This is a genomic window from Propionivibrio sp., from assembly GCF_049316945.1.
Taxonomy (GTDB): Bacteria; Pseudomonadota; Gammaproteobacteria; order Burkholderiales; family Rhodocyclaceae; genus Propionivibrio.
The window spans coordinates 1-16,093 of sequence record NZ_JBMOJE010000016.1 but is presented as its reverse complement, the minus strand read 5'-3'; the positions used below and the strand labels follow the sequence as shown (position 1 = coordinate 16,093).

The 16,093-nt window shown below is 57.6% G+C and carries 15 protein-coding genes; all 15 read left to right on the top strand.

The genetic code is table 11. The features are described from left to right. The first annotated feature begins 210 nt into the window (after positions 1-210). The 15 genes from pheA to ACOYNV_RS05620 all read left to right on the top strand — a co-directional run bounded on the left by pheA (position 211) and on the right by ACOYNV_RS05620 (position 15,832). Positions 211-1,302 (top strand): prephenate dehydratase, encoded by a 1,092-nt coding sequence (gene pheA / locus ACOYNV_RS05690; protein WP_422898784.1) that lies wholly within the window; start codon positions 211-213, stop codon positions 1,300-1,302. 228 nt (positions 1,303-1,530) lie between these two features. Then, the gene (gene hisC, locus ACOYNV_RS05685; protein WP_422898783.1) at positions 1,531-2,631 is read left to right on the top strand and encodes a histidinol-phosphate transaminase; all 1,101 of its coding nucleotides are present in this window, start codon (positions 1,531-1,533) and stop codon (positions 2,629-2,631) included. Continuing rightward, positions 2,631-3,518 (top strand): prephenate dehydrogenase, encoded by an 888-nt coding sequence (locus tag ACOYNV_RS05680; RefSeq protein ID WP_422898782.1) that lies wholly within the window; start codon positions 2,631-2,633, stop codon positions 3,516-3,518. The genes hisC and ACOYNV_RS05680 overlap by 1 nt, the downstream gene beginning before the upstream one ends. A 2-nt stretch (positions 3,519-3,520) precedes the next feature. Next, complete coding sequence (locus ACOYNV_RS05675; protein ID WP_422898781.1) at positions 3,521-5,473, top strand: bifunctional 3-phosphoshikimate 1-carboxyvinyltransferase/cytidylate kinase; 1,953 nt, start codon at positions 3,521-3,523, stop codon at positions 5,471-5,473. Between the two features lie 160 nt (positions 5,474-5,633). Continuing rightward, positions 5,634-7,328, top strand: a complete 1,695-nt coding sequence (gene rpsA, locus ACOYNV_RS05670; RefSeq protein WP_422898780.1) for a 30S ribosomal protein S1 — start codon at positions 5,634-5,636, stop codon at positions 7,326-7,328. A gap of 12 nt (positions 7,329-7,340) precedes the next feature. Continuing rightward, positions 7,341-7,634 (top strand): integration host factor subunit beta, encoded by a 294-nt coding sequence (locus ACOYNV_RS05665; protein ID WP_422898779.1) that lies wholly within the window; start codon positions 7,341-7,343, stop codon positions 7,632-7,634. Positions 7,635-7,712: 78 nt separating this feature from the next. Further along, a complete protein-coding gene (locus ACOYNV_RS05660; protein WP_422898778.1) occupies positions 7,713-7,955 on the top strand; it encodes a LapA family protein in 243 nt (80 codons plus the stop codon). Between the two features lie 82 nt (positions 7,956-8,037). After that, complete coding sequence (gene lapB, locus ACOYNV_RS05655; RefSeq protein ID WP_422898818.1) at positions 8,038-9,204, top strand: lipopolysaccharide assembly protein LapB; 1,167 nt, start codon at positions 8,038-8,040, stop codon at positions 9,202-9,204. Positions 9,205-9,355: 151 nt separating this feature from the next. Continuing rightward, a complete protein-coding gene (gene rfaE1, locus ACOYNV_RS05650; protein WP_422898777.1) occupies positions 9,356-10,288 on the top strand; it encodes a D-glycero-beta-D-manno-heptose-7-phosphate kinase in 933 nt (310 codons plus the stop codon). A gap of 9 nt (positions 10,289-10,297) precedes the next feature. Beyond that, positions 10,298-11,293, top strand: coding sequence for an ADP-glyceromanno-heptose 6-epimerase (rfaD, locus tag ACOYNV_RS05645; protein ID WP_422898776.1), 996 nt, complete (start codon positions 10,298-10,300; stop codon positions 11,291-11,293). After that, complete coding sequence (cysM, locus tag ACOYNV_RS05640; protein ID WP_422898775.1) at positions 11,286-12,185, top strand: cysteine synthase CysM; 900 nt, start codon at positions 11,286-11,288, stop codon at positions 12,183-12,185. The genes rfaD and cysM overlap by 8 nt, the downstream gene beginning before the upstream one ends. 144 nt (positions 12,186-12,329) lie before the next feature. Then, positions 12,330-13,118, top strand: coding sequence for a 3'-5' exonuclease (locus tag ACOYNV_RS05635; RefSeq protein ID WP_422898774.1), 789 nt, complete (start codon positions 12,330-12,332; stop codon positions 13,116-13,118). A gap of 241 nt (positions 13,119-13,359) precedes the next feature. Next, positions 13,360-13,617 (top strand): hypothetical protein, encoded by a 258-nt coding sequence (locus ACOYNV_RS05630; protein WP_422898773.1) that lies wholly within the window; start codon positions 13,360-13,362, stop codon positions 13,615-13,617. Between the two features lie 216 nt (positions 13,618-13,833). After that, complete coding sequence (locus ACOYNV_RS05625) at positions 13,834-15,444, top strand: NAD+ synthase (RefSeq protein ID WP_422898772.1); 1,611 nt, start codon at positions 13,834-13,836, stop codon at positions 15,442-15,444. A gap of 49 nt (positions 15,445-15,493) precedes the next feature. Next, positions 15,494-15,832 carry a P-II family nitrogen regulator gene (locus ACOYNV_RS05620; protein WP_422898771.1) on the top strand — a complete coding sequence of 113 codons (339 nt, stop codon included), beginning with the start codon at positions 15,494-15,496 and terminating at the stop codon, positions 15,830-15,832. Positions 15,833-16,093: the final 261 nt, after the last annotated feature.

Genomic DNA, 16,093 nt, shown 5'->3' with positions numbered 1-16,093 from the left:
TCATTAACCTTAAAACCTCAGTTTAAACACGGCGAACACGGCGGGCACAGCGAAAAGCCTCAGTTTTTTAGGATTTCATGGCTCACCCAAAGGGTGAATTATGAAAATATTGCAAGTCATTGATTTCCCGTTGTGTTCGCCGTGTTCGCTGTGGTCAACTGCCTTTTCTAGGATTAACGATGTTTGCCGACACGATGCCGGATGCCAACCATGAGTGAAGAGCTTCAGAAGAAACTCTCGGCGGTAAGAACCGAGATCGATAGTATCGATGCGCAGTTGCTCGACCTCCTGAACCGCCGCGCCCGGTGCGCACAGCAGGTCGGTGAGATCAAGGCCAGCCACGGTGAAGCGGGCTTCATTTACCGCCCGGAGCGCGAGGCGCAGGTGTTGCGGCGGATTCAGGAGATCAATCCGGGGCCCTTGCCGAACGACAGCGTGACCTGGTTTTTCCGCGAAGTGATGTCGGCTTGTCTGTCGCTTGAACAAGCGCTCGGCGTTGCCTTTCTCGGCCCGCTCGGCACCTTCTCGGAGAGTGCGGCGACCAAGCACTTTGGTCATGCGGCACGACTGATGCCGCAAGTATCGATCGATGACGTGTTTCGAGAGGTCGAAGCGTCGCACGCCGACTATGCCGTGGTACCGATCGAGAATTCGACCGAGGGTGCAATCGGTCGCACGCTTGACCTCCTGATGACCACGCCGCTGAAAATTTGCGGCGAAGTGGTGTTGCGCATTCACCAGCATCTGCTGTCGAACGAAACCTCGCTCGACAAGATCACCAAGGTCTATTCGCACGCCCAGTCACTGGCGCAATGCCACGAATGGCTGAACCGTTCGCTGCCGAATGCGCAGCGTATATCGCTCGGGAGCAACGCCCAGGCCGCCCAGTTCGCGGCGTCAGAGCCGGGCGTTGCAGCGATTGCCGGTGAAGCCGCCGCTGAGCGCTACCAGCTGCCGAAACTGGCGAGCAGCATTGAAGACGAACCGAACAACACCACCCGCTTTGTCGTTCTCGGGCGTCAGGAAGCCGGGGCTTCGGGGCGCGACAAGACCTCGCTGATCATGTCGGCACATAACCGGACCGGCGCGCTGAGTACCTTGCTCGCCCCGTTTTCCGACGCCGGCGTGTCGCTGACGCGGCTTGAATCGCGACCGGCGCGACATACCTTGTGGGAGTACGTATTCTTCGTCGATATCGAAGGTCATCGTGAAGATGCCGCGGTAGCGACGGCGCTGGCCGAACTTGGCCGTCGCGCGGCCTATCTCAAGGTGCTCGGCTCCTACCCGGTTACCGTTTACTGATCAGTAAAACCGAAGTGCTGCCTTGTTCTTTTTTGCCGAGCGTTGGAACCACTCTGGAAGCCTTACCAATAGGCGATCTATAGGAAGCAAGGCTGAATAGTCAATGAATACGCCACTCTTCAGACTAATCGCTTGTAGATCGCCTGTTCATGCGGGTTACAGGCTTAGTGTAAAGAACGAATGGGTTGAACTTAATTTTTCTGCCGCACTTTATTCGGAGTTTTCTTCATGTCACTCTGCGATCAATCGCTAACTTACATCCGCGCCATATCCCCCTACCAGCCGGGCAAGCCGATCACCGAGTTGGCGCGCGAAATGGGCATTCCGGTTGAGCGCATCGTCAAGCTCGCTTCCAACGAAAACCCGCTGGGCATGAGCCCGAAGGCAAAGGTGGCGCTGGAAAAGGCCGTCGGTTCTCTGGCCCGCTATCCGGATGACTTCGAGCTGAAGAACGCGCTGGCCAATCATTCCGGGCTGGGCATGGAGCGTATCGTCCTCGGCAACGGTTCGAACGATGTGCTTGATCTGATTGCCCGTGTCTTTCTGGCGCCCGGTCGTTCGGCCATTTTTTCGCAGCATGCCTTTGCCGTTTACCCCATTGCTTCGCTTTCGGCCGGAGCCGAACTGATTGCCGTCCCGGCCAGGGATTTTGGCCATGATCTTGACGCCATGTGTAGCGCCATCCGACCGGATACGCGCCTGATCTGGATCGCCAACCCGAACAACCCGACCGGAACCTTCCTGCCGTACCCGCAACTCAAGGCCTTCATGCAAGCCGTCCCGGCGGATGTCGTGGTGGTTCTTGACGAGGCGTACAACGAATACATCCCACCGGCAGAGCGCACCGATACGACAGCCTGGCTGGCGGAGTTTCCAAATCTGGTGATCACGCGGACTTTTTCGAAGATTTACGGGCTGGCCGGTTTGCGCATCGGTTACGCGCTGGCCTCGGCTGAAGTCGCCGATCTGATGAACCGCGTTCGGCAGCCGTTCAACTGCAACAACCTGGCGCTGGCGGCGGCCACGGCAGCGCTCGACGATCATGAGTTCGTGGCCAGGAGTTATGTACTCAATCGGGCCGGCATGGAGCAGATCGTCGCCGGGCTCAAGCGCTTCGGCTTTTCGCATATTCCTTCGCACGGCAATTTCGTGACGTTCAAGGCCTGTGATGCCGCCGCGCTGAACCAGAAGCTGCTCAAGCAGGGCGTTATCGTTCGGCCGATTGGCGGTTACGGTATGCCGGATTGGTTGCGCGTGACGATTGGCACCGAGACTGAGAACCAGCGTTTTCTCGAAGCGCTGGAAACCACACAGAACCGGGTGGTGTGATGAGTGGTTCGCCAGAATTCGGCAAGGTCGTCATCTTTGGCGTCGGCCTGATCGGCGGTTCCTTCGCCCTCGGACTCAAGGAAACGGAGCAGGTCGAGGAGGTCGTCGGCTTCGGCCGCAGCCTTTCGACGCTGACCCTGGCGCTGGATCTGGGCATCATCGACCGGGTCGGTTTCAATGCCGGTCAGGAAGTAGCGAACGCCGACCTGGTTCTGATCGCAACGCCGGTCGGTCAAATGCCGGACATCATGGCGCGCATCGCTCCCTATCTTGGCGAGCAAACGGTGGTGACTGACGGTGGCAGCACCAAGGAGGATGTGGTCGCCGCAGCGCGTCTGTATTTCGGCAGCAAGATCGGACAGTTTGTTCCCGCACATCCGATTGCCGGTGCCGAGAATAGCGGTGCAGCGGCGGCTCGCGCCGATCTCTACCGCGACAAGAAAGTGGTACTGACCCCGCTATCCGAAAACTCCGTGCTCAATGTGGCACGCGTGCGCTCGGCCTGGGAGTGGTGTGGCGCGCAGGTTCATGAGCTGCAACCGGCCGAGCATGACCGTGTTTTTGCTGCCGTCAGCCATCTGCCGCATCTCCTGTCGTTCGCACTGGTTCATGATCTCGCCGTACGCGACAACAGTGAGCTTTATTTCAGCTATGCCGCCAGCGGCTTCCGCGATTTCACCCGGATTGCCGCCAGCCATCCTGAAATGTGGCGCGACGTCTGTCTGGCAAATCGTGTTGCGCTGCTGGAGGAACTTGACCGCTACCGCACCCAGCTTGACGAGTTGCGCGATGCGCTGCAACGCGGCGATGGTGCGGCGTTGGAGCAGACCTTCGATGTCGCGCGTACGGCGCGACGCACCTGGGCGGAAGGCAAGGGTAACGAATAAATATGGAATTCATCGATCTGCCGCCGCTGATTTCTGCCCAAGGCACGGTTCGCCTGCCCGGCTCGAAGAGCATCTCAAACCGCGTTTTGTTGCTTGCCGCTCTGGCGGAAGGCGAAACCGAAGTTCGCGACCTGCTGGAGTCCGACGATACAGCGCGCATGCTCGATGCGCTTAGGGCGCTTGGGGTCGGCATTGAGTCGCTGGGCGACAACACGGTTCGCGTGCGCGGCACCGCGGGCGTTTTCCCGGTCAAGGAGGCCGAACTGTTTCTCGGCAACGCCGGTACGGCTTTCCGTTCACTGACCGCAACTCTGGCACTGTCCGGCGGGCACTACGCACTGACTGGCGTTGCACGCATGCATGAGCGGCCGATTGGCGATCTTGTTGACGCACTGCGTCAACTCGGCGCCGATATTGGCTATCAGCGCACCGAGGGCTTTCCGCCGCTGGCGATTCGTCCGGCCACGCTCCGGCCGGGTAGCGTGGTGCGCATTCGCGGCGACGTATCAAGCCAGTTCCTGACCGGCCTGCTAATGGCGCTGCCGCTGACCGGGGTCGAGTCGACAATTGAAGTCGTTGGCGATTTGATCTCCAAGCCCTATATCGAAATCACCCTGGCGATGATGAGCCGATTCGGTGTGCAGGTCGAGCGCGATGGCTGGCAGTGTTTCAAAATTCCGGCGGCTTCCGCATACCGTTCGCCCGGCGTTGTTTATGTCGAAGGCGATGCCTCCTCCGCCTCGTATTTCCTTGCCTGCGGGGCGCTTGGTGGCGGTCCGCTACGCGTTGAAGGCGTCGGTCGTGATTCGATCCAGGGTGACGTACGCTTTGCCGACGCGTTGGCACAGATGGGTGCCTGCATCGAGATGGGGCCGAACTGGATCGAGGCTTCCGCGCCGAAATCGGGAAAGCTGCGCGGAATCGAACTCGACTGCAACCACATTCCTGATGCTGCAATGACCCTGGCGACTACCGCACTGTTCGCCGATGGCCCGACCACTTTGACCAACATCGCCAGCTGGCGCGTCAAGGAAACCGACCGCATCGCGGCGATGGCCACCGAACTGCGCAAGCTCGGCGCCGAAGTCGAGGAAGGGGCCGACTTCATCCGCGTAACCCCTCCGCACGCCTCACTCCTGACCCCTCACGGCGGCATAGACACCTACGACGATCACCGCATGGCCATGTGTTTCTCGCTCGCCGCGTTTGGCAGCACGGTACGCATCAATGATCCGGGCTGCGTGGCCAAGACCTTTCCAGACTATTTCGAACGTTTCGCCACGGTAACGCAGCCGGTCCCGGTCATCGCCATCGATGGCCCTTCGGCTTCCGGCAAGGGAACGGTCGCAGCGCGGGTTGCTGCGGCGCTCGGGTGGCATTATCTCGATTCCGGCGCGCTCTATCGCCTGACAGCGCTGGCGGCCCGGCGCGCCGGCGTGGCGTGGAATGACGAGGCGCGCGTGGCGGCCGTCGCTGCCGAACTGGACGTGGTGTTTGGCGAAAACTCGATCAGACTTTCCGGAGAAGAGGTCGGCGAGGCGATCCGTGATGAGGAAATCTCGTCCGGGGCTTCCCGGGTTGCCACGCTGCCTGCCGTGCGCGCCGCGCTACTTTTCAGACAGCGCGTTTTCCGTCAGGCGCCTGGTCTGGTCGCCGATGGGCGCGATATGGCTTCGGTCGTATTTCCGGATGCACAGGCCAAAGTTTTCCTTACCGCCAGCGTCGAAGTGCGCGCCGAAAGACGCTATAAGCAGTTGATCGAAAAAGGAATCGCTGCTAGTATCCTGCCTCTTTTGCTGGATTTGCGAGAACGCGACGAACGCGATAGCCAACGTAGCGTAGCGCCGCTGCAGCAAGATAAAGATGCCGAATTGCTTGATACGACTGATCTGACCATTGCACAAGCGGTGGCCCAGGTTTTGGCGTGGAGCAACAAGGATTTGCAGCAAAGGTGATGCGGCAGGTGCCGTGCGCCCAAGGTGTTACCAGTTTGAAATGATTTTCGCTTGCCCGGCAGGGCGCTACGTCGAGCCATTCAGGTTCCTGTAGGGCGGGTCAAAAACTGGTAATGTTTTTTAACTTTTCCCGCAGCCATGCGGTCAGGTAACTCTCAATATGTCAGCCAATCCCATTATTCAAGAAAGCTTTGCCGAACTTTTCGAGGCCAGTCTCGCGCGTCAGGAGATGCGTCAAGGCGAGGTCATCACCGCAGAAGTCGTGCGCATCGACCAGAACTTTGTCGTCGTCAATGCCGGACTGAAGTCCGAAAGCTATATCGAACGTGAAGAATTCCTCAGCGATTCCGGCGAACTCGAAGTCAAGGTCGGCGATTTCACCCAAGTCGCCATCGAGCAACTCGAAAACGGTTTCGGCGAAACGCGCCTGTCGCGCGAACGCGCCAAGCGTGTCGCTGCGTGGAACTTCCTCGAAGCCGCGCTGAACGAAGGCACCCTGGTTACCGGCACCATCACCGGCAAGGTCAAGGGCGGTCTGACCGTCATGGCCAACAGCGTCCGCGCCTTCCTGCCGGGCTCGCTGGTCGACATGCGTCCGGTCAAGGACACCACGCCGTACGAAGGCAAGACCTACGAATTCAAGGTCATCAAGCTCGACCGCAAGCGTAACAACGTCGTCGTTTCCCGTCGTGCCGTTCTCGAAGCCAGTGTTAGTGAAGAGCGTGAAGCACTGCTGTCCAACCTCAAGGAAGGCAGCATCGTCAAGGGTATCGTCAAGAACATCACCGACTACGGTGCCTTCGTCGACCTCGGCGGCATCGATGGCCTGCTACACATCACCGATCTGGCCTGGCGCCGCGTCCGTCACCCGTCCGAAGTTCTGGCGGTTGGCGACGAAGTGCAAGCCAAGATCCTCAAGTTCGACCAGGAAAAGAACCGCGTTTCGCTCGGTCTCAAGCAGCTTGGCGAAGATCCGTGGGTCGGCATCTCGCGCCGTTATCCGCAGAGCACCCGTCTGTTCGGCAAGGTCACCAACCTGACCGATTACGGCGCCTTCGTCGAAATCGAGCAGGGTATCGAAGGCCTGGTGCACGTTTCCGAGATGGACTGGACCAACAAGAACGTCCATCCGTCCAAGGTTGTTCAACTCGGTGACGAAGTCGAAGTAATGATTCTCGAAATCGACGAAGAGCGTCGTCGTATCTCGCTCGGCATGAAGCAGTGCGCTGCCAATCCGTGGGATGAGTTCTCGATGAACCAGAAGAAGGGCGACAAGGTTCGTGGCGCCATCAAGTCGATTACCGACTTTGGCGTGTTCATCGGCCTGCCAGGTGGCATCGATGGCCTGGTTCACCTGTCCGACCTGTCGTGGTCGATTCCGGGCGAAGAAGCAATCCGCAACTTCAAGAAGGGCGACGAAGTTGAAGCCGTCGTTCTGGCCATCGACACCGACAAGGAGCGTATCTCGCTCGGTATCAAGCAGCTTGATGGTGATCCTTACACCAGCTTCATTGCCACCCACGAAAAGAACGCCATTGTGCGTGGCACCGTGAAGTCGGTTGATGCCCGGGGTGCGGTGATTACTCTGGAGGGCGACATGGATGGCTATCTCCGCGCTTCCGAAGTGTCGCGCGATCGTATCGAGGATCTGACCAAGGTTTATAAGGAAGGTGACTCGATCGAAGCGATGATCATCAACATTGACCGCAAGACGCGTTCGATCAACTTGTCGATCAAGGCCAAGGATCAAGCCGAGCAACACGAAGCGATGCAGAAGTTTTCTGCAGACAGCAGCGCCAGCTCAGGAACGACCAACCTTGGTGCTTTGCTGAAAGCCAAGCTGAACAACCAGTGATAAGGCTAGAGCATGACCAAGTCAGATCTGATCGCGCAACTGGCCGAGCGTTTTCCGCAACTGATCGCCAAGGACGCCGATTTCGCGGTCAAGATGATTCTTGATGCGATGTCCGAGGCTTTGGCCAAAGGCGATCGTATCGAGATTCGCGGTTTCGGCAGTTTCTCGCTGAACTACCGACCGCCGCGCGTTGGCCGAAACCCCAAGTCCGGGGATAAGGTCAGCGTCCCGGAAAAATGGGTGCCGCATTTCAAGGCCGGCAAGGAATTGCGTGAGCGCGTTGATAGCGCGCTCGAAGCAGTCTGAATGACAAAGCTGTGTTAAAGTAAAAACAGGTGGGCGGCAACGAGAGTTGCCGCCTTTCTCATTTCTGGAGGGTTACTGATGCGTGCCTTGCTATGGGGCTCTCGAATTTTCATATTCCTTTTCCTGCTCGCCTTTGCGCTCAAGAATACTGACCCTGTTAGCGTCCGCTTCTTCTTTGAAACCGCCTGGCAAGCGCCGCTGATCATCATCGTTCTGGCTTTTTTTACGTGCGGTGCAGCGCTGGGGGTACTTTCATTGCTTGGAACAGTTTTCGCTTTGCGCCGCGAAGTATCACGACTGAAGCGCGAGTTGAAACAATAGAAAAATACAGGCGATCTGTAGCTGACAGCAATTCCTGCCAGTCAGGCACAGAGAGTTTGAACGAAGCATTGTCGATAAAATGATTGAATTCGAGTACTGGCAACTCCTGTTTTTTCCTCTCTTCTTCGGCTTGGGGTGGGCCGCTGCGCGCGTCGATATCCAGCACCTGGTCAAGGAATCACGAGCGCTTCCGCGTTCCTATTTTCAGGGACTCAATTTCCTGCTCAACGAACAGCCGGATCGTGCCATCGAATCCTTTGTCGATGCGGTCAAGGTTGATCCACATACCATCGAACTGCATTTTGCGCTGGGTAGCCTGTTCCGCCGCCGTGGCGAGTTCGAACGTGCCATACGCATGCACCAGAATCTGCTGGATCGTGACGATCTGCCTCAGGACCTGAAGTTGCAGGCACTTTCCGAACTCGGGCAGGACTATCTGAAAGCCGGTTTGCTCGACCGTGCCGAGGAAGTCTTCAACAAGCTTCAGGACTCGGCAATGGTCAAGGAGGCCAAAAGTAATCTGCTTGAAATCTACCAGCTTGAAAAGGATTGGGAAAAGGCGATAGCCATTTCTGCCGAATTGCCTGATATCGCCTCGCAAAAGGAGATCGCCGAATACTACTGCGAGCTTGCCGCTGCGGAGATGATCCGCTCGCGTCGCGATGTAGCGACGGGCTATTTGAAGACGGCACTTGAGCGTAATCGGAAATGTGTTCGCGCCAGCCTTCTGCAAGGCGACATCGAGGCGCAGCAGGACAGAATTGAAGAGGCCGTCGCCTGCTGGCAACGAATTGAGCAGCAGGACCCGACCTATCTAGCACTGGTCGCACAGCGCCTGCTCGACGCCTTCCGCAAACTGGCACGTCGCGATGAAGGTTTGCAACTCCTGCGCGGCTATCTTGAGCACTATCCTTCGCTCGACCTGCTTGACGTTGTCTTTCAACTGGTGCTCGAAAGTGAAGGCCCGGAAGCGGCGTATGGTCTGGTCCGCGATGAGTTGAAGCGCAATCCGACTTTGCTTGGATTTGACAAATTGCTTGAAGCACGATTACTGGTTGCGCCACCCGAAACACGTGCCGATCTGGATCTGGCCAAAAGCATCGTGCACGGCTACACCCGCCGGCTGGCACGTTATCGGTGCGATAATTGCGGCTTCAAGGCACGCCAGTTTTATTGGCGCTGCCCAGCGTGTGGCGGTTGGGAGACTTACTCGCCAAAGCGTACCGAAGAATTCGATTTGACACCTTGATTTGTCACCTGACGGGCATGGCTTTGAAAGGCTCCCCAAATTATGAAAGTCATGCCCGTTTCCCTCACCCCCGACCCCTCTCCCAGAGGGCGAGGGGAGATACGAGAGTCGCTAGCGCGACTTCCAGTCTAAATTAGCCGAGGAAATTTTCATGCAGCTTGGAGATCTTTCGGCAGTGCACCTGCTCATTGTTGGCGATGTGATGCTTGATCGCTATTGGTTTGGCGATGTGTCGCGCATTTCGCCCGAAGCACCCGTTCCCGTCGTCAAGGTCGAACGCTCCGAGGAACGTCCGGGCGGCGCTGCCAACGTGGCGCGCAACGCGGCCGCGCTCGGCGCCCAGGTATCTCTGCTGGCGCTGGTCGGCAACGATGAGGCCGGCGAGAGCCTGAAGCGCTTGATGACGGAAGGCGGCATCGATGCCAGCCTGCACATCGACGAAGCGGTTACTACGACCGTCAAGCTGCGCGTGATTGGCCGCCAGCAGCAATTGCTGAGAATCGATTTCGAAACGATACCTTCGCATGATGTACTGCTGGCCAAACTATCCGAGTTTGAGCAGCGTCTGCCCAAGTGCGATGCAGTCGTCTTTTCCGATTACGGCAAGGGCGGACTGACACACATCGGCGAGATGATCCGCTTGGCGCGTGCTGCCGGAAAAATCGTTCTGGTCGATCCAAAAGGCGACGAATACGCAAAGTATGCGGGGGCGACGATTCTTACTCCGAACCGGGGCGAACTGCGCGAAGTGGTCGGGCGCTGGAAGGATGACGCCGAACTGGAGCGCAAGGCCGGCGCCTTGCGCACCGAGCTTGCTCTGGAGGCGCTGCTGGTTACACGTAGCGAAGAGGGGATGACGCTTTTCCATGCGGGCGGTACAGTGCATGAAAAGGCCGTGGCACGCGAAGTTTTCGATGTGTCCGGCGCGGGTGATACGGTCATTGCCACGCTGGCGGTCATGCTGGCGTATGGCGCTGACTGGGCGCAAGCGATTCATGTGGCGAATGTGGCGGCCGGTGTCGTTGTCGGCAAGCTTGGCACGGCGGTTGTAACACGCGCCGAACTCGATGCGGCATTGAACTGAGGAAGAATTATGTACACCATTGTCACCGGCGCCGCCGGCTTTATCGGTTCCAATCTCGTCAAGGCACTCAACGAGCGCGGGATAAATAAAATCATTGCGGTCGATAACCTGACACGCGCCGACAAGTTCAAGAACCTGGTTGATTGCGAAATTGTCGATTACATAGACAAGCAGGAGTTCATCGAGCAACTGCAGGCCGGACACTTCGACGGTGACGTCGACGCCATTTTCCATGAAGGCGCCTGCTCCGACACGATGGAGTCCGATGGTCGCTACATGATGGAAAACAACTTTCGCTACTCGCTCACCATGCTCGACTGGTGCATCGATCAGGAAGTGCAATTCCTCTACGCCTCAAGCGCGGCAACCTATGGGGGCAGCAGCGAGTTCAAGGAAGAGCGGCCGTTCGAGGCACCGCTCAATGTCTATGGCTACTCCAAGTTTCTCTTTGATCAGATCGTACGCCAGCGTTTGCCGGAAGCTTCGTCGCAGATCGTCGGTTTCCGCTACTTCAATGTTTATGGCCCACGCGAGTCGCACAAAGCACGCATGGCCTCGGTGGCTTTTCATCACTACAACCAGTTTTGTGCCGAGCGCAAGGTCAAGCTGTTCGAAGGCTGCGACGGTTTCGCCAATGGCGAGCAGAAGCGCGATTTCGTCTATGTCGGCGATGTGACCAAGGTCAATCTTTACTTCCTCGATCATCCGGAGAAGTCAGGAATATTCAACCTCGGCACCGGGCGCGCGCAAAGCTTCAATGACCTGGCTGTGGCCAACGTGAACAGTTGCCGCGCGCTGGCGGGTGAGCCCAAGCAGTCGCTGGATGATCTGCTCAAGCAAGGTTTTATTGAGTACATCCCCTTTCCCGAAGCGCTCAGGGGCAAATACCAGAGTTTCACTCAGGCGGATCTTTCGAAGCTGCGCCAGGCTGGCTACGACGCCCCGTTTGCCAGCGTTGAAGAAGGCGTGGCGCAATACGTTCAATGGCTGAACTCACATGTATAAAACGCTTGAGGATTTCGTTGGCGGTACGCCGCTGGTGCGCTTGAAGCGATTACCCGGCGCCGAAGTGCAAGCCCGCGGTAACGTCATCCTGGCCAAGCTGGAAGGCAACAACCCGGCCGGTTCGGTCAAGGACAGGCCGGCGCTTTCGATGATCCGCCACGCCGAGCAGCGAGGCGACATCAAGCCCGGCGATACGTTGATAGAAGCAACGTCGGGCAATACAGGCATTGCGCTGGCGATGGCGGCGGCCATGGGCGGCTATCGCATGCTGCTCGTGATGCCGGAAAACCAGAGCATCGAACGTCGGCAGACGATGCGCGCGTTCGGCGCTGAACTGGTGCTCACGCCAAGAGACGGAGGTATGGAACTGGCGCGTGATGTGGCCGAGAAGATGCGCAACGAAGGACGGGGCATCATTCTCGACCAGTTCGCCAACCCGGATAACCCGCTGGCCCACTACGAAGGTACCGGCCCGGAGATCTGGCAGGATACGCAGGGACGCGTTACTCACTTTGTCAGCAGCATGGGCACCACCGGTACGATCATGGGCGTTTCGCGTTACCTCAAGGAGCAGAATCCGACGATCTGCATTATCGGTTGCCAGCCGGAACCGGGTTCGCAGATCCCGGGAATCCGCAAGTGGCCGGAAGCCTATTTGCCGAAGATATTTGACCGCTCGCGGGTGGATCGTGTGGAGTCGGTTTCGCAAGGTGAAGCCGAGGAAATGACGCGGCGACTGGCCTGCGAAGAAGGGATTTTTTCCGGGATTTCTTCCGGTGGCGGGATGGCGGTTTCCCTGCGACTGGCGCGTGAAGTCGAGAACGCCACCATAGTTACCATCGTTTGCGACCGCGGCGATCGGTACCTCTCGACGGGTGTTTTCCCGGCTTGAAATGAACCGAAAACCTTCACCGCAAAGGCGCAAAGATACAAAGGTTACGCAAAGAAAAGCAAGAAATTGGAAAGGGCCAGATTTCCTTTGCGTAACCTTTGCTCCTTTGCGCCTCCGCGGTGGATTTTGATGACTGAGCCTCTAATGAAACCCGTCCTCGTCTTCGACATTGAAACCATTCCTGACGTGCCGGGTCTGCGCCGTCTGCACAACCTCGATCCGACGCTTTCCGATGCCGAAGTAGCCGAATTGGCCTTCCAGCAGCGTCGCGCGCAGAATGGCAACGATTTCTTGCCGCATCATCTGCAGCGGATTGCGGTGATCTCGTGTGCTCTGCGTGCTGGCAAGGACCTGCGCGTCTGGTCACTGGCCGAGCCCGAGCAGAGTGAGGGCGAGATCATTCAACGCTTCTTCGACGGCATCGAAAAATTCACTCCGCAAATCGTTTCCTGGAACGGTGGTGGTTTCGACCTGCCGGTACTGCACTATCGCGGCCTGATCCACGGCGTCGTGGCGCCGCGTTACTGGGATCTTGGCGACGGTGACTACGCCGACAGCCGTGAATTCAAGTGGAATAACTACATCAGCCGCTACCACACGCGCCATCTGGATCTGATGGACCTGCTGGCCATGTACCAGCCACGTTCCAGCGTGCCACTCGATGCGCTGGCCAAGTTGATCGGCTTCCCCGGCAAACTCGGCATGGACGGCAGCAAGGTCTGGGAGGCCTGGCAGAACGGCGAGATTGCCGGAATTCGCGATTACTGCGAAACCGATGTGATGAACACCTATCTGGTCATGCTGCGCTTCCGGCTGATGCGTGGCGAATTATCACGCGCAGAATACGATGCCGAGATCTGCTTCGTCCGAGGCGAACTGGAAAGGCTGGACAAGCCGCACTGGCCAGATTTTCTGGCAGCCTGGAGCAATTGACCGAGTCCTTTCTCAACGGCAACGGAATTGCTCAAGTTGCTGCGCCAAGGGCCGTTGACTGACTTGTTCCCGCCAAACGGGCATGACTTTGTAAGGCACCCCAAATTATGAAAGTCCTGCCCGTTACCCTCACCCCCGACCCCTCTCCCAAAGGGCGAGGGGAGGTTCGAGAGTCGCTAGCGCGACTTTTACGGTAACTCCTTACGAGGTCCAGCGCCCTAAAAAGATACTGGTAAGTGCCATGTTGAATTTGACCCTGAATCGCTCTGACTCCATTGAAACCGTTCTGCCGACCGTTGAACTGGCCATGCAAACCGGGGATGTCTGCAAAATTCACAACATCAATTATCTTGGCTGTAACCATACGGCCGCGCTGACCCTGCTGGCGATGTCAAAGAATCTGATGGATTTGGCGACCGGCCAGGTTTTCCATCCGCATCCCGGTTTTCGCCTGCTCGGCATCGATGATCACGGGGTGACACGAACCCTGGTGATGTGAGAGCTTGTGAAAATATCAAGAATCCACCGCAGAGGCGCAAAGGCGCAGAGGTTTCGCAGAGAAATTCTTTTAAAACAATGGTGTTTCTTTGCGGCTCTGCGGGTGCGTAGCCTGGCCTCGGGCCATGGGTGTTCAGGCATTTTTCACAACCTCTGAGGCTTTCTTCGGAACCCTCTGTCGTCGTTTTGCAGGGGCGTATCGTTTATAGTTACGCCCATGACACTTAAGATCGCCATTGCCCAAATCAACGCCACGGTCGGCGACCTCGCCGGCAATGCGGCGCGTATCCTCGATTTTTCCCGGCGCGCCAAAGCGCTGGGGGCTGACCTCCTGCTGACGCCCGAACTGGTGCTCTGCGGTTATCCGCCGGAAGATCTGCTGCTGCGTGATGATTTTTACGTGGCCTGTGAGCGTCAACTCGATACGCTGGCTGCCGGTTTGCCGGGCATCTCTGTTCTTGTCGGCCACCCGCTGGCGCGCAACGGGTCGTGCTACAACGCGGCAACGCTGCTTAGCAATGGGGTTCGGGTCGCTACCTACTGCAAGCAGCGCTTGCCCAATTACGAGGTTTTCGACGAGGAACGCTACTTCGATTCTGGCGATACACCTTGTGTCGTGACCATCAACGGGATTCGCTGCGGCATCAATATCTGCGCCGATGTCTGGGAGGCCGGGGCGGCCGACCAGGCCAAGGAATCCGGTGCAGAAGTCCTCCTCGTGCTCAATGCCTCCCCCTATCACATCGGCAAGCATGAACGCCGCACCGAAGTGTTGCGCGAGCGCATCGCTGCGACCGGTTTGCCGGTGATTTATGCCAATCTTGTTGGTGGGCAGGATGAGCTGGTCTTTGACGGCGGCTCTTTCGCCATGGACTCGAACGGTGTCTTGTGCTGCCAGTTGCCCCAGTTCGAGGAAGCGCTGGCTGTTGTCGCTTTTGCCAATGGCCAGCCGCTGCCTGGCCCGGTCGTTGCCGAGCAGCCGGTCGAAGCCGAGGTCTATCAGGCGCTGGTGCTCGGCGTACGCGACTATCTGGGGAAGAACGGTTTTCCCGGTGCCATCATTGGCCTGTCCGGCGGTATCGACTCGGCGCTGACCCTGTGCATCGCGGTCGATGCGCTTGGCGCAGACAAGGTGCGTGCGGTGATGATGCCTTCGCCTTACACCGCCGAGATCAGCCTGGCCGATTCGCGTGAAATGATCCGCTTGCTTGGCGTGCGCTATGACGAGATCGCCATCGAGCCGGCGATGCAGATATTTGCCGGGATGCTGAAAAAGGAATTTGCCGGCTTGCCGGCCGACACGACGGAAGAAAACATCCAGGCGCGCATTCGCGGCATGCTCCTGATGGCGCTCTCGAACAAGAGCGGTTCACTGGTGCTGACGACCGGCAACAAGTCCGAAATGGCGGTCGGCTACTGCACGCTCTACGGCGACATGGCCGGCGGTTTCGCGGTAATCAAGGATATCGCCAAGACGCTGGTTTATCGCATGTCGCGCTGGCGGAATACGGTTTCCTACGCCATTCCCGAACGTATCATCACCCGTCCGCCGTCCGCCGAATTGAAACCGGGGCAGACTGATCAGGACAATCTGCCACCGTATGATGTTCTTGATGCCATCATCGAAGCGTACATGGTGAATGACCTCAGCCCGCGTGAAATCATCGCCAGAGGCTATGCGGAAGCTGATGTCCGTCGTGTCGTCCGTCTGCTCAAGATCAGCGAATACAAGCGGCGTCAATCACCAGTGGGTATACGTGTAACACAGCGCGGTTTCGGCAAGGACTGGCGTTATCCGATCACCAATCGCTACCAGGACCCGTATTGAAGCTCGATTTCTGGTACGATTTGCACAGAATTATTAGGGGTAATATTTCATGAAAAAAATTGAAGCTGTTATCAAACCGTTCAAGCTTGACGAAGTGCGCGAAGCGCTGTCTGAAATTGGCGTTTCCGGCCTGACCGTGACGGAAGTCAAAGGGTTCGGTCGCCAGAAAGGCCACACCGAGCTGTATCGCGGCGCAGAGTACGTCGTTGATTTCCTGCCCAAGGTCAAAATCGAGATCGTCGTTCCCGATGATGCGGTCGACAACGCCATTGATTCGATCGTCAAGGCAGCGCGTACTGGAAAGATCGGCGACGGCAAGATCTTTGTGTCTGCCGTCGAGCAGGTGGTTCGCATCCGGACGGGAGAGACCGGCGAAGCGGCGGTATGATCATTCACCCGTTCAAACAAAACGGCTCGCGAAATTGCGCAAGCCGTTAATATGATTTGTTGAAGATGGGTTTTTGTCCAAGTCGAATCAATACGATGCAAGAAATAGTCGCAGACGAATTTGTCTTCGGCGTTGCTTGCGACGGCTTGTCGTTTCAGGTCATTGAGCTTATTTTCAACAAAAATGTTTAACGCCTTGGAAATTGCCAGCAATTCTCATTTTAAAAATCATGCCTGATTACGAACGGTGCGGTTAAAGAAC